Source organism: Nocardioides sp. GY 10127 (assembly GCF_004919085.1).
In the GTDB taxonomy this organism is placed as follows: Bacteria; Actinomycetota; Actinomycetes; order Propionibacteriales; family Nocardioidaceae; genus Nocardioides.
The window spans coordinates 159747-178065 of the sequence record NZ_STGL01000001.1 but is presented as its reverse complement, the minus strand read 5'-3'; the positions used below and the strand labels follow the sequence as shown (position 1 = coordinate 178065).

Below are 18319 nucleotides of genomic sequence, written 5' to 3'. Positions count from 1 at the left end.
TCCTCCCCAGGTCGGAGCGCTGGGCGCGTCCGGGTCGACGGTGCTGAGCCTGAGCCTATCGATCGATCGATCGGATGGGTACAGTGCGCCCGTGACGACAGCAGCCGGGACCCCTGCGGGGACCACGGGAACCTCGGGGACCACGGGGACCACGGGGACCACGGGCGCCCGCGTGGAGGACGCCGCGCTGACCCTCTTCGCCGAGCGCGGCTTCCACGGCACGGGCATCCGTCAGCTCGCGGAGGCCGCGGGCCTGTCCTCGGCGTCCCTCTACCACTGGATGGGGACGAAGGAGGAGCTCCTCGCGCGACTCATGCGCCAGGCGCTGACCCGGCTCACGGACGCCGCCGTGGCGGACCTGGCGGCCGCACCGCAGGACGACCCGCGCACCCGCGTCGCCGTGCTCGTCCGCGTGCACGTGCGCGAGCACGCGCTGCGTCGCCGGGAGACGCGCGTCGTGGACGGCGAGCTGGCGGCGCTGGGGGAGGGGACCCGGGCCGAGGTGCTCGACCTCCGCGACACCTACGAGCAGCTCTGGGCCGAGGAGATCCGTCGCGGGTGCGAGGACGGGGCGTTCACCGTGGCGCGGCCCGACGTCGCCCGTCGGGCGGTCCTCGAGATGTGCAGCAGCGTGGCCCGCTGGTACCGCCCGGACGGCCCGCTCGACGTCGAGGAGCTCGCCGCGACCTACGTCGACCTGACGCTCCGAGCGCTGGGGGCCGACCCCGCCTGACGGCCCGTCCGGGCCGGCCGCACCACGGTCGCCCAGCGGACGCGGCGCGCCACCACGTCCACCCCGGGGCCACGGACCTAGGCACTGACCTGGGAGGTCGTGCGTCCGGCGGATGCATTTCGGTCCGGACCAGTTCATCATCCGGAAGGGTGATCGTGACAACCGACCCAGGCCTCTGACCTGCACAAACAGTCATACGCGCAGATCAACCGCCGCTTGACAGAAGGGCGCGCGAGCACCAAGGTAAGCGAGCCGCTCACCACAGATCGAGGGGGGCGGACCGACGTCCGAGTGGTCGCGTCGGAGGGTGTCGAGAGCCAGGCACCTGTCCGACATGGTCCGCGGAGGTCGGTTCGCGCGTTCGAGAGCGGACTCGGGAGGGACCGGTTCCCCCTAGACAACGTCCTGCCCCGTCAGCCGGATCGGGTACCAGGTCGGACCGAAGGTCTCCGGGCCCTCCCGAGTTGTTCCAGCGCTCCAGGCGAGCGACCGACCCGGCCTTCCCGGGTGGGCCGTCGCCACCGGCAACGGGCGTCCACCGATCTGCGCTTCCACCGGCCCGGGATCGGCCATCCGCTGCACGATCCGTGCGGGTGCCGGTTACGGTTGCGCGGTGCGACGACTCCTCGCGGCCGCCGCGGCAGGCCTGGCCCTGTCGTTCGCCTTCGACCCCGTGGGTCTCACGCTGCTCGTACCGGTGTGCGTCGCGGTCCTGGTCCTCACCGTGCGTGGCGTGGGGCTGCGGCGGGGGTTCCTCACCGGTCTCGTCTTCGGCGGGTGCTTCTACTTCACCCACATCTACTGGATGACGGCCGTCGCGTTCGCCGCGTGGATCGGCCTCGCCTCCCTCGAGACCTTCTTCTTCGGCCTCACCGGCGCCGCCGCGGCCCTCCTCACCCGCCACCGCTGGTGGCCGGTGACCGTCGCCGCCGCCTGGGTGGCGCTGGAGGACCTGCGCAGCACCTGGCCGTTCTCCGGCATGCCCTGGGGTCGACTCGCCTTCAGCAGCATCGACACGCCGCTGGAGAAGCTGCTGCCGTGGATCGGCATGGTGGGCGTCTCCTTCGTCCTGGCCCTCTCCGCGACCCTCCTGGCCGCCGCGGTCGTGCGGTGGCAGGACGCCGGGGCCAGCGCCGGGGCCAGCGCCCTGATGGCCAGGCTGAGGCGTCTCGTGCCCGCCGGCCTGGGGCTGGTCGGGCTGGCCGCCCTCACCGCCGGTGCCGTCCTGGTGCCGTGGAGGGGCGAGGTCGTGGGCACCGCTCAGGTCGCCGTCGTCCAGGGCGGCGTCCCCGGACCCGGCAACGACGTCCTCTACGACTACCGCCAGGTCACGCAGAACCACGTGGACGCCACGGTCGACCTGGCCGAGCAGGTCGCGGCCGGCACGAAGCAGCAGCCCGACCTCGTCGTCTGGCCCGAGAACTCCACCGCCGTGGACCCGTTCGCGGACACCCAGACCCACGCCGGCATCCTCGCCGCGGTCGCCGCGATCAACGCCCCCGTGCTGGTGGGAGCGATGGTGGACGACGGCGAGGACTACGTCCTGAACCAGGGGATCGTCTGGTCCCCGACGACCGGTGCCGGCGACCGCTACACCAAGTGGCACCCCGTCCCGTACGGCGAGTACATCCCGCTGCGCCAGTACTTCGACTTCACGTTCGGCGACCTCAAGCTCATCGGCCGGGACATGCGTCCGGGCCGCCGCACCGAGCCGCTGGACGCCGACGGTCTCCTGGTCGCCGACCTGATCTGCTTCGACGTCGGGTACGACGACACGCTCCAGCAGCAGGTCACGAACGGCGCCCAGCTCATCACGGTGCAGACCTCGAACGCCATGTTCATCGACACCGACCAGCTCGAGCAGCAGTTCACCATGACCCGCCTGCGCGCCATCGAGGCCGGCCGCTACCTCGCCGTCGCGTCGATCAACGGCATCTCCGGCGTCATCGCCCCCGACGGCTCCGTGGTGGCGACGGCGGCCAAGCGCGACACGGCCGTCATCGACGCCCAGGTCGGTCTCGTCGACGACGTCTCGCCCGGCATCCTGATCGGCCCCTGGGTGGCGCGCGGCCTCGCGCTCCTCACCGTGCTCGCCCTGGCCCTGGCCCTCGTCCTCCGGTTCCGCCCCGGGCTGCGCGACCGGGCCCGCGCGCGCCTGCGTCGGGCTCGCGGTGGCCAGGCCCCGGCCCCGGACGACCACACGCCCGTCCCGGCCCCCACCCACGTCCCCGTCGGCTCGACCCGTCCCACCCCTGGAGAACACGCATGAGCACGCAGGTGCCCCTCGGTCGCACCGTCATGGTCGTCCCCACCTACAACGAGGCGGACAACCTCGCCTGGATCGTGGGCCGGGTGCGCGCCGCCCAGCCCGACGTCGACGTCCTGGTCGTCGACGACGCCTCGCCCGACGGCACCGGGGCCCTCGCCGACGACCTGGCCGCCCACGACCCGCAGGTCCACGTGCTGCACCGCACCGGGAAGGGCGGGCTCGGCGCCGCCTACCTCGCGGGCTTCGCGCACGCCCTGGAGGCCGGCTACGACGTCGTGGGGGAGATGGACGCCGACGGCTCCCACCAGCCGGAGCAGCTCGGCCGCCTCCTGGCCGCGGTGTCCGACCCGGACGACCCGGCGGACCTCGTCATCGGCTCCCGCTGGGTCCCCGGCGGCTCGGTGGAGAACTGGCCCTGGCAGCGACAGGCCCTCTCCCGGGGCGGCAACCTGTACGTGCGCCTCCTGCTCGGCATCCCGGTGCGCGACGCCACCGCGGGCTTCCGGCTGTACCGCCGCAGCGCCCTCGAGGCCATCCGCCTGGACGAGGTCCGGTCGACCGGGTACGTCTTCCAGACCGACCTCGTCGTGCGGACGCTGCGCGCCGGGTTGCGCGTCCGCGAGGTGCCGATCGACTTCGTCGAGCGCGTGCGGGGCGACTCCAAGATGACCGGCGCCGTGGCGCTGGAGTCGCTCGTCCGGATCACGGGCTGGGGCCTCGCGGATCGCTGGGACCGTCTGCGCGGTCGTGCCGGCGTCGCCGCGACGACGGCCGTCCGATGAGCGCCTCCGGCGCACCCCGTCGACGTCGGGGCGTCTGGGGCTGGGTGCTCGGGATCGCCTTCATCGGCGTCCCGCTCCTCGAGCTCTGGACGGTGCTCCAGGTGTCGGGCGTCATCGGCCCGGCCTGGACGATCTTCCTCCTCGTCGCCGACAGCGTCCTGGGCGCCTACCTGGTGCGGCGGGAGTTCTCGGTCGCCTGGCGGTCGCTGCGCGAGGCGCTGTCCAGCGGTCGGATGCCCGCCAAGGAGCTGGCCGACGGCGCGCTCGTCCTCATCGGTGGCACGCTGCTGCTCACCCCGGGCTTCGTCACCGACGTGGTCGGGCTCGGGATGGTCCTGCCGTTCACCCGTCCGCTGTTCCGGGTCCTGCTCGCGCAGGTCGTCACCGCCCGGATGCTCGCGGGCGGCGACGGCTTCCTCGGGTTCGCCGCCGACGTCAGCGGGACGACGGGGACCCGGGACGCACGACGCCCCGGACCGGGCCAGGGGCCCGTCGTCCGGGGCGACGTGGTGGAGCCTGACGAGGAGGACGGACCCCCTCGCGCCTGAGCCTGCTCAGGCGGAGGTGCGCTTCTTGTTCTCGCGGTGCAGGTGCGCGGGGCCGATCTCGCCGCCGCGGAGCAGCTCGAGGCGCTCCTTGAGGATGTCCTCGAGCTCCTTCTCCGAGCGGCGCTCCAGGAGCATGTCCCAGTGGGTACGGGCCGGCTTCTCGACCTTCTCCTCGGGCTTGATGCCCGCGATGCTCAGCGCCTCGGTGCCGCAGCGCGGGCACTCCCAGACGGCCGGCACCTCGGCCTCGATGGACATGGTGATCTCGAACTCGTGGTTCTGGGGGCACCGGTAACCGACCTGCTGCCGGGCCGCGAACTCGATGCCGCGCTCGTCCTCGAAGCTCTGGCCTCCGAGTCGTGCGCCGCGCAGTGTGCGCTCTGCCATGTTGGGCCTCCCGTGTGGATCGCGACGCCGCTCACCGCCTGCGGACAGGAGCCGGCGGGGGTGCCGGGGTAGACGGTGGGTCTGCGTTCAAGGTTGTCAACGGTACAGACCGCCCGAGTGTTCCCACAAACGCCCAGCCAGGTGGCTGCCGACCCCGCCGGTCCGGTGATCCCGCGTGCTCGGGAGGCCCTGTCGGGGCGCCCTCACACGACGCTGGGGACCGTGTTCCCGGCCTCCCGGATGCCCCGCTCGGGGTCGAGCCGGAACAGGAAGAACGCGCCCAGGACGAAGAACACGATCAGGGCCAGGATCGCCGGGCGGTAGGAGCCGGTGAGCTGGAAGACCAGTCCGAACAGGAGCGTGCCGAACCACGACGTCCCCCGTTCGCAGGCGTTGTAGAGCGCGAAGTACTCGCCCTCGCGACCGCGGGGGATGAGCTGGCTGAAGAAGGAGCGCGAGAGGGCCTGGGTGCCGCCCATGACGATGCCGATGGCGAACGCGACCAGCAGGAACAGGGTGATGGCCAGCCCGGCCCCGGCGCTGACGGGCGGGAGCAGGATGGCCACGACCACGACCCCCATCCAGCCGAACGTGCCCCACAGCAGCGAGCGGTAGGCACCCCGGGTCCGGGCCAGCCGGCCGAAGAGGAGGGCACCGCCGTACGCGACGAACTGGAGGAGCAGGATCGTGGCGATGAGAATCGTCTGGGACATCCCCAGCTGCTCGGCGCCGTAGGTCGAGGCGCTCACGATGACGGTCTGGATGCCGTCGTTGTAGAAGAGGTAGGCGACGAGGAACGTGAGCGTCATGGGGTACGCGCGCAGCTCCTTGAGGGTGGTGAACAGCTGTCCGAAGGAGCGCGCGAAGAGACCGCCCTCCGCGGGCACCAGCGACTGCGGCGTGTAGTTGCGCAGGCGGACGAACGGGATGACCGTGAAGGCCGCCCACCACACCGCCGCGGACAGCAGCGAGACGCGCACCGCCATCTCGGAGGTCAGGCCGAAGGCGTCGTGGCCCAGGAACAGGATCAGGTTCACCAGGAGGAGCAGCCCGCCGCCCAGGTAGCCCCAGGCCCAGCCGCGTGAGGACACGTGGTCGCGCTCGTCCTCGGTGGAGATCTCCACGAGGATCGCGTAGTAGCTGACCAGGGAGCAGCCGCCGAGGAGGCTGGAGGCGACCACGGCCACGGCGCCGATCTGCCAGGCGTCGCCCTGCAGGAAGAACAGCATCGCGGCGAAGAACGACCCCGCCCACGCGAACCCGGCCATGTGGAGCTTCTTGCGCCGGGAGCGGTCGACGAACGCGCCGACCACAGGCAGGACGAAGGCGCTGGCGATGGTCGCGAAGCTCGTCAGGTACGCCGGCAGGGAGCCGGCGGCCACGTGCAGACCCAGCACGTCCACCGTCCGGCGGCACGTCTCGTCCGCGTCCGTGCAGCCGGCAGCCCGGCCGGCGACCGTGATCATGTACGGCGCGAACATGACCGTGAGGACGGTCGTGTAGAACGCCGAGTTCGCCCAGTCGTACCAGTTCCAGGCGTGCTGCTGACGGCGTCGCTCCTCGGGCGGGATCGCGGCCGCCCCGGTGACCATCGTGCTCATCTCGGGTCCTCCTGGGTGGGTCGGTCCGTCCGGCCGGTCGGCGGGGCGGCGGCGGTGGCGGGCAGCCACAGGCCGCGCTCCTCCAGCACGGTGCGCAGGACGTCGGTGCGGTCGGTGATGAGGCCGTCGACGCCGAGGTCGAGCAGCCGGCGCATCTCGGCCGGGTCGTCCACCGTCCACACGTGGACGTGCACGCCCACGTCGTGCGCCCGGTCGACGAGCCGCGGGGTCACCACGGGCACCACCACCCCCCGGGGATCCGAGGGCACCCGCTGCGCGACCGGGACCTGGAGGGCGCGGACGCTGCGCGCCAGCCTGCGCAGCACGGAACCGGGGGTGCGGGGCGCCACGAACGCGGCGACCTCCGGGGGAGAGGCGGACGTCGCGACCCGACCGTGCGTGGCCCGGCGGAAGGCCGCCAGCCGCCCGGGGCCGAACGAGCCGACGAGGACCCGCTCCCAGGCCCCGTGCGCGGCGATCGTCTCGGCCAGCGGCCGGACCGCCGCCGCCGACTTGAGGTCGACGTTGAACCGGGCGTGGGGGAACGCCTCCAGGAGCTCGTCGAAGGTGGGGACGGGCTCGCGACCGCCGACCCGGGCGCGGCGCGCCTCGGCAGCGGTGAGGTCGGCGATCCGGCCCCGCCGGTCGGTGACGCGGTCGAGGCGGTCGTCGTGGAAGGCGAGGAGCACGCCGTCACGGGTCGCGTGGACGTCCGTCTCCAGGTAGTCGTACCCCAGCGCGACGGCGTGGGCGAAGGCCGTGCGCGTGTTCTCCAGCCCCTCCACCTCGGGGTGGCGGGCGCCGCCGCGGTGGGCCATGGCCAGGACCGAGCCCGGGCGGTCGTGCACCCTGTCCAGGTACGGATGGCCGGTCACGGGCGTGCTCACCGGCGCAGTATGTCGGTTCGGGCCCGGGAACGGGAGGACCCCCGCCGTCCATCCGGTGAAGGGAGGACGACGGGGGTCGCCGGAGCGCGTGCGGCTCAGATGTCGCGGAACGACTCGATGTTCGCGCCGAGCTCGTTGAGCCGCTCGGCGAGGTCCTCGTAGCCACGGGCGATCACGTAGGTCGAGCGGAGGACCGACGTCCCCTTCGAGGCCAGCATCGCGAGGAGCAGGACGACCGCCGGGCGCAGGGCCGGCGGGCAGACGATCTCGGCGGCGCTGAAGTGCGTCGGGCCCTCGATCATCACGCGGTGCGGGTCGAGCAGCTTGACGTTGCCGCCCAGCTTGGCGAGCTCGGTGAGGTAGATCGCGCGGTTCTCGTACACCCAGTCGTGCAGCAGCGTCTGACCCTGGGCGACCGCACCGATGACCGCGAAGAACGGCAGGTTGTCGATGTTGAGGCCGGGGAACGGCAGCGGGTGGATCTTGTCCCGCGGGGCCGTGAGGTCGCTGGGGTGCGTCGTGATGTCGACGAGGCGGGTGTGGCCGTTGCGGGCCGTGTACTCCTCGCTGCGCTCGTAGACGAAGCCCATCTGCTCCAGGGTCGCGAGCTCGATCTCGAGGAACTCGATCGGCACCCGTTTGATGGTGATGGAGGAGCGGGTCACGATCGCGGCCGCGAGGAGGCTCATCGCCTCGATCGGGTCCTCGGACGGCGCGTAGTCGACGTCCACGTCGATGTCCTCGACACCGGTGACGGTCAGCGTGGTCGTCCCCACGCCATCCACCCGGACCCCGAGCTTCTGCAGGTAGAAGCAGAGGTCTTGGACCATGTAGTTGGACGAGGCGTTGCGGATGACGGTGGTGCCGGTGTGCAGCGCGGCCGCCATGAGGGCGTTCTCGGTGACGGTGTCGCCGCGCTCGGTGAGGACGATGGGGCGGTCCGGCTCGATCGCCCGGTTGACCGACGCGTGGTACTGCCGGTCGCTGGCCTTGACCTCGAGGCCGAAGGGGCGCAGGGCCGCCATGTGTGGCTCGACCGTGCGCGTGCCGAGGTTGCAGCCGCCGGCGTAGGGCAGGTCGAAGGACTCGGCGCGGTGCAGCAGCGGGCCCAGGAACATGATCACCGAGCGGGTGCGGCGAGCCGCCTCCTCGTCGATGGCGTCGAGGCGCAGCGTCTTCGGCGGCACGATCTCAAGGTCGTTCTCGTCGTTGAGCCAGCGGGTCTGGACGCCGAGGCTGCCCAGGACCTCGAGGAGGCGGTTGACCTCCTCGATCCGGGCCACGCGACGCAGGACCGTGCGGCCCTTGTTGAGCAGCGAGGCGCACAGCAGCGCCACGCCGGCGTTCTTGGAGGTCTTGACCTCGATGTCGCCCGACAGCGTCGTCGGGCCGGTGATGCGCAGGTGGACCGGGCCGGCGCCGAGCGCCACGATCTCCGAGTCCAGCGCGGTGCCGATGCGCGCGATCATCTCCAGGCTCAGGTTCTGCTGGCCCCGCTCGATGCGGTTCACGGCGCTCTGGCTGGTGCCCAGGCGCTCGGCGAGCTGCTGCTGGGTCAGGCCGCGGTGCTTGCGGGCGTCGCGGATCAGCAGGCCGATCCGGTCCTTGTAGCCCTCGGTCATCGCTTCCCCTCTCTGTGGTGGTCCCCCGAGACAGTGGGGTTCCGACGCGACGACGGTAACTCACATGTGAGATAAGGCAAGAAGCCTTGGGGTGGGGCGTGTCGGGGGTGGCGGCGCTGCCGGTCACGGGTTGGGGACCAAACGTGAGGTTTTCGGGTCCGCGGGACGGGGTTGGTGACCAAACGTGGAGCGACGGCGCAGCACCGGTGGGACGGCCGGCGATCGCGGCAACGTCATGGGCGACGTCATCGGCCAGGTCAGGGCCAGCATCAGGGCCGACGAGGCGGACGACCAGGACGGAGAGCTGGAGGACGTACGGGGGAGCGGTCCGGGGGTGCAGGGAGGTGGGCGTGGCGCCCGGCACCTCCGGACCGATCCACCAGCACCCCCCGTTCGGGGGGTGGTTGTCGATGTCATGCTCTCGTCATGCGCGCCACCATGATCCACGCTCCCCGAGACATCCGGTTCGAGTCGGACGTGCCGGACCCCGTCCTCACCAAGCCGACCGACGCCATCGTCCGCGTCACCACGGCGTGCGTGTGCGGGTCCGATCTCTGGCCCTACCGCGGCGAGAACCCGACGACCGACCCCCACACCATCGGCCACGAGTGCATCGGCTTCGTCGAGGCCGTGGGCTCCGAGGTCCGCGACGTCAAGCCGGGCGACTTCGTCATCGTCCCGTTCGACCACTGCGACAACACCTGCGCCCACTGCCGCGCCGGCATGCACTCCGGCTGCGTGAACGTCGGGATGACCGTCTCCGGCCAGGGCGAGCTCGCCCGCGTCAACTACGCGGACGGCTCGCTCGTCAAGGTGCCGGACGTAGGCCCGAACGGCCCGGCGCCGGAGCTCGTCCCCAGCCTCATGGCCCTCTCCGACGTCATGCCCACCGGCTGGCACGCGGCCGTGGCCGCGGGCGTCCGCGAGGGCGGCACGGCCGTCGTCGTCGGCGACGGCGCGGTAGGGCTGTGCGGCGTCATCGCCGCCAGCCAGATGGGCGCGGAGAAGGTCATCCTCATGTCGCGTCACGAGTCCCGGCAGAAGCTCGGCACCACGTTCGGGGCGACGCACATCGTCGCCGAGCGCGGCGCCGAGGGCGAGGCCGCGGTCATGGAGCTCACCGACGGGATCGGCGCGGACGCCGTCCTGGAGTGCGTCGGCACGGGCCAGTCGATGTCGACGGCCTTCACGATCGCCCGGCCGGGCTCGCACGTCGGCTTCGTCGGCGTCCCGCACGGCGCCGAGCCGCCGATGCGCACCATGTTCACCAAGAACGTCGGCCTGTTCGGCGGCATGGCGCCCGTCCGCAACTACCTCCCGCACCTGCTGGACCTCGTCCTCAAGGGCTCGATCGACCCGGGTGCCGTCTTCGACCTCCGCCTCCCCGTCGACCAGGTCGCCGAGGCCTACGCGGCCATGGACGAGCGTCGCGCCATCAAGGTCCTGCTCGACGTGTCCTGACGCCCGGCACCACGACCGCCCGCGGGCCCCGACGACCACCGGTCGTCGGGGCCCGCGGCACGTCCGGGCGTGTTCACCCCCAGGGGTGGGCGAGACGCGACACCTGCCGGGGAACACGGGGGAGTGGGACCGCACCACACATCCGTCGACGCGCCCGACCCTCCCGGCCGGCACGCGCCACAGCACAGGGAGCAGGAGAAGCATCGTGAGCACTGACCTGACCGGCCGCACCGCCGTCGTCACCGGAGCCGCCTCGGGCATCGGGGAGGCCATCGCCGTCGGCCTCGCCGGGGTGGGGGCGGACGTCGTCTGCGCCGACCTCGACGGGGACAGGGCCCAGGCCGTCGCCGAGAAGATCGGCGGCAAGGCCTGGGTCGTGGACCTCTCCGACCTGGACGGCCTCGCCCAGCTCAGCCTGGAGGCCGACGTGCTGGTCAACAACGCGGGCATCCAGACCGTCGCGCCCATCACGGAGTTCGACCCCCAGAAGTTCCGCTTCATCATCGACCTGATGCTGAACGCCCCGTTCCTCCTCACCCGCGCCGTGCTGCCGGGCATGTACGAGAAGGGCTGGGGCCGGATCGTCAACGTCTCCAGCATCCACGGCCTGCGCGCCAGCGCCTTCAAGTCCGCCTACGTCACGGCGAAGCACGGGCTCGAGGGGTTCAGCAAGGTCACCGCGCTCGAGGGCGCCGAGCACGGCGTCACCAGCAACTGCATCAACCCGTCCTACGTGCGCACGCCGCTGGCCGAGAAGCAGATCGCGGACCAGGCGAAGCAGCACGGGATCGACGAGTCCGAGGTGGTCGAGAAGATCATGCTCACCGAGTCCGCCATCAAGCGGCTGGTCGAGCCGGACGAGGTCGCCGACCTCGTCACCTGGCTGTGCTCGGACAAGGCCGGCATGGTCACCGGCGCCTCGTACACGATGGACGGCGGGTGGACCGCGTCCTGACCGGCGCGTCAGCGCGCCGGCGTCGGCGGGCGGTCGGGGTCGACAGACTGCGCCGCCCGCCTCACGGTTGGTCACCAACCCGGTGACGGAGCGCCGCCAGCAACGGGTTGGTGACCAAACGTGGTGCGCTGCGGCAGGACGCCGCACGCACAGGTGGCACGCCCCGGGCCCGATGGCAGGGGACCTACCGGTCCCGGGGCAGCTCGTGGAGCCGCGTCAGGCGGCGCTGTAGCTGCGCGTGGCCCGCGCGGTGGCGGGGCAGCCGCAGGCGTCGTCGCAGGGCAGGTAGACGTGCATCTCGTGCCCGCACTTCGTGCACGGTCGGTCGTGCGACAGGTGCTGCTCGTTGGTCTGGACGGTGTCCCACATGGCCGTGATCCTCTCGGTGTTGCGGCATGGTCCTCTCGGACGACGCCGGCGGGCCTGTGGGCTTCGTTGCCTGGTCCGTCGGTCTCGTTCGACGTTAAGTGGCTGATCGTCCGCTGAGGCCCGGATCACAGGGACGAGAACGTTTTCTTCACCGTCTTCACCTTTCCTGGAAGAACGGTCCATACAGCGCCCTCATGCGCCACACGACAGACGTCCCCCCGGGTATGCGGGCCACGACCGTCCTCTCACCTAGGCTGACGGCGTGCCCGAGCAGCCCGTCCTCCACGTCCAGCGCGTCGGTGAGGACGCCACCGCCGCCGGGACCGGGGACGTCGTCCTCCTCCACGGGCTCTTCGGCCAGGGCCGCAACTTCACGCAGGTCGCCAAGGCCCTCCAGCCGGAGCTGCGCTCGACCCTGGTCGACCTGCCCAACCACGGACGATCGGCCTGGACGTCGTCCGTCGACTACGTCCTCGTCGCCGACACCGTCGCCGCCTGGCTGAGGGACGACCTGGCCGCTCGCGGGGTGGAACGGACCCACCTCGTCGGCCACTCGATGGGCGGCAAGGTCGCCATGGTGCTGGCCACCCGGCACCCCGAGCTGGTCGACCGCCTCGTCGTCGTCGACATCTCGCCCGCGGCGTCCGGCGGCCTCGGCGAGTTCGAGCACCTGCTCGACAGCCTCGCCGGGCTCGACCTGGACGCCCTCGAGAGCCGTGGCCAGGCCGACGAGCTGCTCGCCGGCCCGATCGCCGACGAGCGCGTCCGCGGCTTCCTCCTGCAGAACCTCCGCGTGCGCGACGGCCGCTTCGTCTGGCAGGCGAACCTCGCGCTCCTCCGGGCCCAGCTCGACGTCATCGGCGGCTTCCCGACCCTCGATCCCGGCTTCACCGGGCCGGTGCTGTGGATGGCGGGGGAGCGGTCCCCCTACGTCCAGCCCGAGCACGCCCCGGAGATGCGCCGGCTGTTCCCGCGCACCACGACGGTCACCGTCAAGGGCGCCGGCCACTGGGTGCACTCCGAGGCCCCCGACGCGTTCGTGTCGATCCTCCGACACTTCCTGCTGGCCGGCTGACCGCTCAGGCGGCCTCGGTGTCGGCGTACACCTGGAGACGGTGGACCACCGCGTCCACCCACGCGCCCACGCTGCGGCGGGCCTCGGGGGTGTCGGGGTAGCGGACGCGCAGGTGGACCCCGCCGTCCTCGACGATGAACCACACCATGACGCCGTCGGTGCGGATCGCGGCCGACACGTACTGACCCTCCGGCCCCGGGTCCACGCCCACGGGCAGGCGGCGCAGGTCCAGCCACGACAGCGCGAACATGCCAGAGGTGTCGGGCATGCCACCCCAGGGGGAGAGGACGTCGGCCAGCGCGACCGAGCCGAGGCTCACCGTCTCGCGGACCGCCGCCGCGCAGGTGTCGAGGTCGGGGGACTGGCAGTCGAGCACCGCGTTGGTGATGAACCAGCCGCAGCTGGCGTGCCAGCGGTCGTCGTAGCGGCTGTGCACCGGGAACACGGCCCGCAGCGGCTTGTCGGCGAGCTCGCGGGTCACGACCGCCATCTCGGAGACGACCAGCGGGAGCATCCGGGTGCCCCGGTCCGCGGCCCGCGCCGTGAGCCGGGCGAGCTGGGCGGCGTCCAGGACGTCGATCACCTCCACGCGCTCGGAGGGCACCGGGTCGAGCCGACCCAGGGGCAGCGGGAAGACCGGCATCCGGCCGCCGCCGTCCTCCATGATCCGGTGCCAGCGCGCGCGGACCTCGTCGGGCGCGGGGCCGCGCTCGGCCAGCTCGGTGGTGTGCTCGGCGAAGTCCTGCGGCTTCGGCAGGCCGGCACCGGGCGCATCGACGCCGGCGCGGACGTCGTCCAGGCAGGCCAGGAGGTCGCGCACGAGGACGAGCAGCGACCACATGTCGAGGTGGGAGTGGTCGGCGGCGAGCACGACGACAGGGATGCTCCCGTCGTCCGGCTCGACCAGGGCCAGCCGGTAGGAGGGCCGCGTGAAGGGTCGGCACCCGGCGTCCAGGACCTGGCGGAGGACGTCGCGGACCTGCTGCCCGCCGGAGACCTCGTGCTCCGTCCACTCGCCGGGCAGCACCTCGACGCGATGCAGCGCGAGGCCGCCGTCCTCGTCGCGGGAGAAGGCGGTGCGCAGGGTGCCGTGTCGCTCGACGACGTGGTGCCACGCCTGCGCGAGCGCCTCGCGCGACTCGTGCTGCGGGAGCCGGAAGGAGATGCCCATCCACGAGCCGACGCGGTCGCCGACGGACACGTGGCGACGCTGGTCGAAGGAGATCGGGAGGGGGGAGCCCGGGGGGCCCGCGTGCACGCCGTAGCTGCTGAGTCGCCCGTCCGGGAGCAGCATCTGGGCGACATTGGTCAGCCGCATGGCCGTACTGTAGGGGTCACATGTGAACAACCCCGTTCAGGAGGCCTTTTCCGTGTCGTCGCTCCCCGTTCCAGGCGCCGTCATCGACTACGACGTGTCGGTCGTCACGCCGGACGAGGGGATCGCGGCCCGCGCGGAGGCCGCCGAGGGGCCGGGGGAGTCACATGCTGGACGTGATGCTGACCACGTCCGCCCCGTCGTCCAGCTGCACGGGCTGACCTCGAGCCGGGCCCGGGACGTCCTCCTCGGGATGAACCTCAGCCGGGGCCTCGACCGGCGTCCGGACGGGGCCGCGACCCGCGTCCTGCGCTACGACGCCCGCGCCCACGGCCTCTCGACCGGCGGGCTCGACCTGACGCGGTACCGCTGGTCCAGCCTCGCCGACGACCTCCTCAACCTCCTCGACCACGTCTTCCCGGGCTGGCAGGTGCACGGCGTGGGGCCGTCGATGGGCACGGGGACGCTGCTGCACGCCGCGTCGCGGCTGCCCGACCGGTTCGGCACCCTCACCCTGGTCGTCCCGCCGACCGCCTGGGAGACCCGGCGGGCGAAGGCCGAGTCGTACGAGAAGCAGGCGCGGATCGTGGAGGAGCGGGGGATCGAGGGCCTCGTCGAGGCGGGACGCGTCGCGCCGGTGCCCCCGGCGGCCGCCAACCACCCCGACACCCTGCCGGACGTCTCCCTGGAGCTGCTCCCGACGCTCCTGCGCGGCGCGGCCAAGGCCGACTTCCCCGCCCCCGAGCAGGTCGCGAGCATCCAGCACCCCACGCTGATCCTCGCCTGGACCGGCGACCCGGCCCACCCGTTGTCGTCGGCCGAGAGGCTGCACGAGCTCATCCCGCACAGCCGCCTCGTCGTCGCCGAGACGCCCGAGGACGCCGAGCACTGGCCGCAGCTGTTCGCCGAGCACGTCGCCGCCCACCCGATCCCCGACGCCTGGCGTGCTCCCCGGGCCGGCGCGCACCTGCTCGCCCGGGCGCAGCCCGGCCCGCTGGCCGACCGCGCTGCGGCGTCCGCTGCCTCTGCAGCTCCCTCGGCCGACGTCGCTGCCGGACGCGTCGCCGGCTGATCCGCCTGATCCGCCTGATCCCGGCCGTCCTCGGGCCGCCTCGGGGTCCGCTGCCGACGTCGGGTTTGGTCACCAACCCGTGTCTGCGGGCCCTCTGAGCGCCGGTCTCTGACCGAACGTCGACCTCTGGCTGACCACTCCGCGGCAGGAACCGCCGCGTAGGCTCCGCCCGATGTCCGACGCGCTTCCTTCCGCACCCAGCACCGCCCACCGCCCTGGCCCTGGTCTTGGTCCTGGCCATGGTCCTGGCCATGGTCCTGGCCCACGCCGCCCCGACGTCACGGAGCTCGAGCTGGTCGGCGGCCGCGAGCACCGTCGGCTGCACCTGGTGGAGCACGACCCGGCCTGGGCAGAGGCGTTCGCTGGCCACCGCGACCGCATCGTCAGGGCGCTCACGGAGTCGGGACTGTGGGGGAGTCCGGGCGTCGGGGTCGAGCACATCGGCTCGACCTCGGTGCCCGGCCTGGCGGCGAAGCCGATCATCGACCTCGTCCTGACGGTGCCGGACATCACCGCTGAGGAGGACTACCTCGACCCGCTGCTCGGCGCCGGCTACGTCCTCCGGGTACGGGAGCCCGGGCACCGCCTGGTCAGGACGCCGGAGCGCGACGTCCACGTGCACGTCTACGCCACCGGTGCGACCGAGGTCGACGACTACCTGCTGCTGCGCGACCGTCTGCGCACCGACGACGAGGACCGAGCGCTCTACGAGGCGACCAAGCGGGACCTGCTGTCGCGGGACTGGCCGGACATGAACGCCTACGCCGATGCCAAGACGGACGTGATCGAGGCGATCAAGGCGCGGGCCCGCGCGGCCAGAGCCTCAGGTTTGGTCACCAACCATGAACCAGAGCGCCGACCGGGGCCGGTCTCTGACCAATCGTGAGCGCTGCGGGCCGTCCGGACGATCAGCGCACGGCTACCACGTCGGCGCCGGCAGCGCCTCGGCCCGACGCCGCCGCAGGACGGCCGCGGCGATGACGCCGCCCAGCGCGCCGAAGAGGTGTCCCTGCCAGGAGATGCCGGGTTGTCCGGGGAGGACGCCGAGGAGCGTCCCGCCCAGGAGCACCGCCAGCACCACGCCAAGCATCAGCTGGGACACGTTCCGGGCGTAGAGGCCTCGGACGATCAGGTACGTCAGCCACCCGAACACCAGCGACGACGCGCCGAGGTGGACGGTGCCGGGGGAGGCGATCACCCACGTCCCCAGACCGGCCACCAGCCAGATGATGCCGGTGGCGGCGAGCCCACGCGCCAGGCCGCCGACGAGCGTGAGCAGCAGGAGCGGGACGAGCAGGACGGTGTTGCCCAGCAGGTGCCCGAAGCCGACGTGCAGGAGGGGCGCCCAGAGGATGCCGTCCAGGCCACTGGCGGTACGCGGCACGACGCCGTCGTCGTCGAGGTACAGCGGCGTCACCTGGTCGACGACCTCGATGACCCACAGGAGCGCCGTGAAGGCCAGGGTGATCGAGAGCGCCGCACGCCAGTCGCCGCCCCAGGTCTCGCGCCAGCCCCAGCGCCAGCCGTCGACCGGCCCACCGGCCACGCCACGTCCTGCTGGACCGCTCACGTCTGCCGCCTCCGTCGTCGCCGCCGCACCGGGCTCGCCCAGGGAGCTCAGGTTTGGTCACCAACCCTGCATGAGAGCCGCCTCAGAGGCCGGTCTCTGACCAATCGTGCACCACGGTCCACCCCGACGGCCCAGTCCAGAAGAGCTGGCAGGCGCGGGAGCGCGTCATCCGGGGATCAGGCCGCACGAGAACGTCTGACGACGTCCAAGACCAGCCACACCACGCCGAGCGTCACCAACGTCAGGCCGAGCATGCGCACACCCAGCTCGGGCCCGACCACGAGGAGGATGCCGCCGACCGCGGCGTAGGACCAGACGATCAGCATTCCGAGAAGCCGCAGCACCAGACAAAATTATCCCGCGTCAGCACCGCAGCGTTCCGCATTCCGCGAAGTCGTAACGCCAGGCAAGACCATCCCGCCGCAGTTCGCCGATAAGTGACATTATGTCATTCTCTAGTCTGCGTATTGCATCAGATGAAGCACTTCGGACGTGGCCGCCCCGCCCCTCCGTTGGGTCTGCCGAAACACCTGCTGACCTGCGGAAACGCTGCGAGTTGCCACGAGCCACAAGAAGCGTAGACAAGCTATGGCGGGCCAGATCAGCACAGCAAACGGAGCGTACGACACGTCGCTGACCTGCATGAACACGTCAGCCGTCTCATCCGATGCATCATTGATTCAGTGGCCGTGCCTGAGCGAGACCTCTGTCCCGAGAGCGGATGGGTCAGCGGGACGTGTCGTGAGCCCAGGCGCCTTGCTCGCCGGGTGACGCGCGACGGCCGAATCGAGCCGTGCAGTGCCACAGCCACTTCACCGCTTGAGGGTCGTAGTCGCCAGACCTTGAAGCCGCCGCCAGCCTGGCGGGCGTGATCTCGCCGCGAAGCTTGCGGGCCAGCGTGATCGGAACCTCGCCACGGTATGTGGGGTCGATGGCCTCCGCCGTCACTCGATAGCCCGCATGCTCCTCGATCGGGCACGCGAGCCGCTCCAGGCTCTCGCCACACGCTTCGCGATCGCTGGGATCAATTACGAGCGCCTCCACGTCGCGCGAGATCTCCAGCCCGCCGTGCAGGTGTGCCTCGACGTAGTCGTTGAGCGGGTCGTCCAGCGACAGGCCGGCAGCCGAGTCGGGCTGCAGGCTGGGGTCGATGGCACCGGCATCCGCCAGTCGGCACAGTTCCTCAAGGTGCTCCGGGCCGCCGACAGCCTCGGGTTCGTAGACGCTGTCGGGCCAGCAGAACGTCGCACGCCGAATGGTCTCGGGCTTCAACCGCAGGTACGCAGAGCCGAAGCGCGGCGACGCGCCATACAGGTCGTCGCGACGGTTCCACGCACCGTAGATGGGCCGCTCCTTGGCGTCCGCCTCGTCGTAGCGTCCATCGAAGATCCGACTCTCCCATCGCCAGCGGTCACCACCCGGGTGGGCAGTCAGGCCACCGTTGGAGATCCCGGTTTCCCACTGACTCCGGTAGACACCTTCGGCCGCGATGGCGTCGCGTACCGTGCCCTCACCGAACCCCCAACCCGGATGGAAGTGCACAACGACGCGTGGTGCCACGACGGTAGCCTAGCCACCAAGAGGTCCCACACGGGTCGCCCGCGCTGGTCAGCGGACGAAGGTGAACCAGTGCTGACCCGTTCCAGGGGTGGGCGCGGCGCGGCCAGTCGATG

General features: G+C 71.9%; 18 protein-coding genes. 9 read left to right on the top strand and 9 right to left on the bottom strand.

Annotated features, from left to right (window positions below):
- The first annotated feature begins 91 nt into the window (after positions 1 to 91).
- From E8D37_RS00760 to E8D37_RS00745, 4 genes are all read left to right on the top strand, one after another.
- On the top strand, positions 92 to 733 hold the full coding sequence (locus tag E8D37_RS00760; RefSeq protein ID WP_136567847.1) for a TetR/AcrR family transcriptional regulator: 642 nt from the start codon (positions 92 to 94) through the stop codon (positions 731 to 733).
- A 613-nt stretch (positions 734 to 1346) separates the two neighbouring features.
- Positions 1347 to 3002, top strand: coding sequence for an apolipoprotein N-acyltransferase (gene lnt / locus E8D37_RS00755; RefSeq protein ID WP_276606445.1), 1656 nt, complete (start codon positions 1347 to 1349; stop codon positions 3000 to 3002).
- On the top strand, positions 2999 to 3784 hold the full coding sequence (locus E8D37_RS00750) for a polyprenol monophosphomannose synthase (RefSeq protein WP_136567845.1): 786 nt from the start codon (positions 2999 to 3001) through the stop codon (positions 3782 to 3784). The genes lnt and E8D37_RS00750 overlap by 4 nt, the downstream gene beginning before the upstream one ends.
- A complete protein-coding gene (locus tag E8D37_RS00745; RefSeq protein ID WP_136567844.1) occupies positions 3781 to 4332 on the top strand; it encodes an FxsA family protein in 552 nt (183 codons plus the stop codon). The genes E8D37_RS00750 and E8D37_RS00745 overlap by 4 nt, the downstream gene beginning before the upstream one ends.
- A gap of 6 nt (positions 4333 to 4338) precedes the next feature.
- Here the strand turns inward: E8D37_RS00745 and E8D37_RS00740 are convergent, their stop codons facing one another.
- The 4 genes from E8D37_RS00740 to E8D37_RS00725 all read right to left on the bottom strand — a co-directional run bounded on the left by E8D37_RS00740 (position 4339) and on the right by E8D37_RS00725 (position 8829).
- Positions 4339 to 4719, bottom strand: a complete 381-nt coding sequence (locus E8D37_RS00740) for an RNA polymerase-binding protein RbpA (protein WP_136567843.1) — start codon at positions 4717 to 4719, stop codon at positions 4339 to 4341.
- 203 nt (positions 4720 to 4922) lie between these two features.
- Positions 4923 to 6320 carry an MFS transporter gene (locus E8D37_RS00735; RefSeq protein WP_136567842.1) on the bottom strand — a complete coding sequence of 466 codons (1398 nt, stop codon included), beginning with the start codon at positions 6318 to 6320 and terminating at the stop codon, positions 4923 to 4925.
- A complete protein-coding gene (locus tag E8D37_RS00730; RefSeq protein ID WP_240770103.1) occupies positions 6317 to 7207 on the bottom strand; it encodes a glycerophosphodiester phosphodiesterase in 891 nt (296 codons plus the stop codon). The genes E8D37_RS00735 and E8D37_RS00730 overlap by 4 nt, the downstream gene beginning before the upstream one ends.
- A gap of 95 nt (positions 7208 to 7302) precedes the next feature.
- Entirely contained in the window at positions 7303 to 8829 is a 1527-nt protein-coding gene (locus E8D37_RS00725) for a UDP-N-acetylglucosamine 1-carboxyvinyltransferase (RefSeq protein ID WP_136567841.1), read from the bottom strand.
- 426 nt (positions 8830 to 9255) lie between these two features.
- Here E8D37_RS00725 and E8D37_RS00720 point away from each other — a divergent pair, with 426 nt between their 5' ends.
- Positions 9256 to 10290 (top strand): zinc-dependent alcohol dehydrogenase family protein, encoded by a 1035-nt coding sequence (locus E8D37_RS00720; RefSeq protein WP_136567840.1) that lies wholly within the window; start codon positions 9256 to 9258, stop codon positions 10288 to 10290.
- A gap of 205 nt (positions 10291 to 10495) precedes the next feature.
- Positions 10496 to 11245, top strand: a complete 750-nt coding sequence (locus E8D37_RS00715; protein WP_240770102.1) for a 3-hydroxybutyrate dehydrogenase — start codon at positions 10496 to 10498, stop codon at positions 11243 to 11245.
- Between the two features lie 216 nt (positions 11246 to 11461).
- Here the strand turns inward: E8D37_RS00715 and E8D37_RS19665 are convergent, their stop codons facing one another.
- Positions 11462 to 11614, bottom strand: a complete 153-nt coding sequence (locus E8D37_RS19665) for a hypothetical protein (RefSeq protein ID WP_168929558.1) — start codon at positions 11612 to 11614, stop codon at positions 11462 to 11464.
- 262 nt (positions 11615 to 11876) lie between these two features.
- Between E8D37_RS19665 and E8D37_RS00710 the strand changes: the two genes are divergently transcribed.
- Positions 11877 to 12689, top strand: coding sequence for an alpha/beta fold hydrolase (locus tag E8D37_RS00710; protein WP_136567839.1), 813 nt, complete (start codon positions 11877 to 11879; stop codon positions 12687 to 12689).
- Between the two features lie 4 nt (positions 12690 to 12693).
- Here the strand turns inward: E8D37_RS00710 and E8D37_RS00705 are convergent, their stop codons facing one another.
- Positions 12694 to 14007: a condensation domain-containing protein gene (locus tag E8D37_RS00705; protein WP_136567838.1), complete on the bottom strand. Its 1314-nt coding sequence runs from the start codon at positions 14005 to 14007 to the stop codon at positions 12694 to 12696.
- A gap of 52 nt (positions 14008 to 14059) precedes the next feature.
- On the opposite strand from E8D37_RS00705, the gene E8D37_RS00700 reads away from it, so the two are divergent.
- Complete coding sequence (locus tag E8D37_RS00700; protein ID WP_206055499.1) at positions 14060 to 15076, top strand: alpha/beta fold hydrolase; 1017 nt, start codon at positions 14060 to 14062, stop codon at positions 15074 to 15076.
- A gap of 328 nt (positions 15077 to 15404) precedes the next feature.
- On the top strand, positions 15405 to 15962 hold the full coding sequence (locus E8D37_RS00695; protein ID WP_240770101.1) for a GrpB family protein: 558 nt from the start codon (positions 15405 to 15407) through the stop codon (positions 15960 to 15962).
- A 33-nt stretch (positions 15963 to 15995) separates the two neighbouring features.
- Here E8D37_RS00695 and E8D37_RS00690 read toward each other — a convergent pair whose 3' ends face one another.
- From E8D37_RS00690 to E8D37_RS00685, 3 genes are all read right to left on the bottom strand, one after another.
- The gene (locus E8D37_RS00690; RefSeq protein WP_240770100.1) at positions 15996 to 16646 is read right to left on the bottom strand and encodes a rhomboid family intramembrane serine protease; all 651 of its coding nucleotides are present in this window, start codon (positions 16644 to 16646) and stop codon (positions 15996 to 15998) included.
- Positions 16647 to 16822: 176 nt separating this feature from the next.
- The gene (locus tag E8D37_RS19660) at positions 16823 to 16990 is read right to left on the bottom strand and encodes a hypothetical protein (RefSeq protein ID WP_168929557.1); all 168 of its coding nucleotides are present in this window, start codon (positions 16988 to 16990) and stop codon (positions 16823 to 16825) included.
- 382 nt (positions 16991 to 17372) lie between these two features.
- Entirely contained in the window at positions 17373 to 18206 is an 834-nt protein-coding gene (locus E8D37_RS00685; protein WP_206055498.1) for a DUF3626 domain-containing protein, read from the bottom strand.
- Between the last annotated feature and the right edge of the window lie 113 nt (positions 18207 to 18319).

Bases quoted from the DNA above. Each gene is read 5' to 3' on its own strand.
- E8D37_RS00750 (WP_136567845.1), top strand. From the start codon at position 2,999: ATGAGCACGCAGGTGCCCCTCGGTCGCACCGTCATGGTCGTCCCCACC.
- E8D37_RS00745 (WP_136567844.1), top strand. From the start codon at position 3,781: ATGAGCGCCTCCGGCGCACCCCGTCGACGTCGGGGCGTCTGGGGCTGG.
- E8D37_RS00740 (WP_136567843.1), bottom strand. From the start codon at position 4,719: ATGGCAGAGCGCACACTGCGCGGCGCACGACTCGGAGGCCAGAGCTTC.
- E8D37_RS00735 (WP_136567842.1), bottom strand. From the start codon at position 6,320: ATGAGCACGATGGTCACCGGGGCGGCCGCGATCCCGCCCGAGGAGCGA.
- E8D37_RS00725 (WP_136567841.1), bottom strand. From the start codon at position 8,829: ATGACCGAGGGCTACAAGGACCGGATCGGCCTGCTGATCCGCGACGCC.
- E8D37_RS00720 (WP_136567840.1), top strand. From the start codon at position 9,256: ATGCGCGCCACCATGATCCACGCTCCCCGAGACATCCGGTTCGAGTCG.
- E8D37_RS19665 (WP_168929558.1), bottom strand. From the start codon at position 11,614: ATGTGGGACACCGTCCAGACCAACGAGCAGCACCTGTCGCACGACCGA.
- E8D37_RS00705 (WP_136567838.1), bottom strand. From the start codon at position 14,007: ATGCGGCTGACCAATGTCGCCCAGATGCTGCTCCCGGACGGGCGACTC.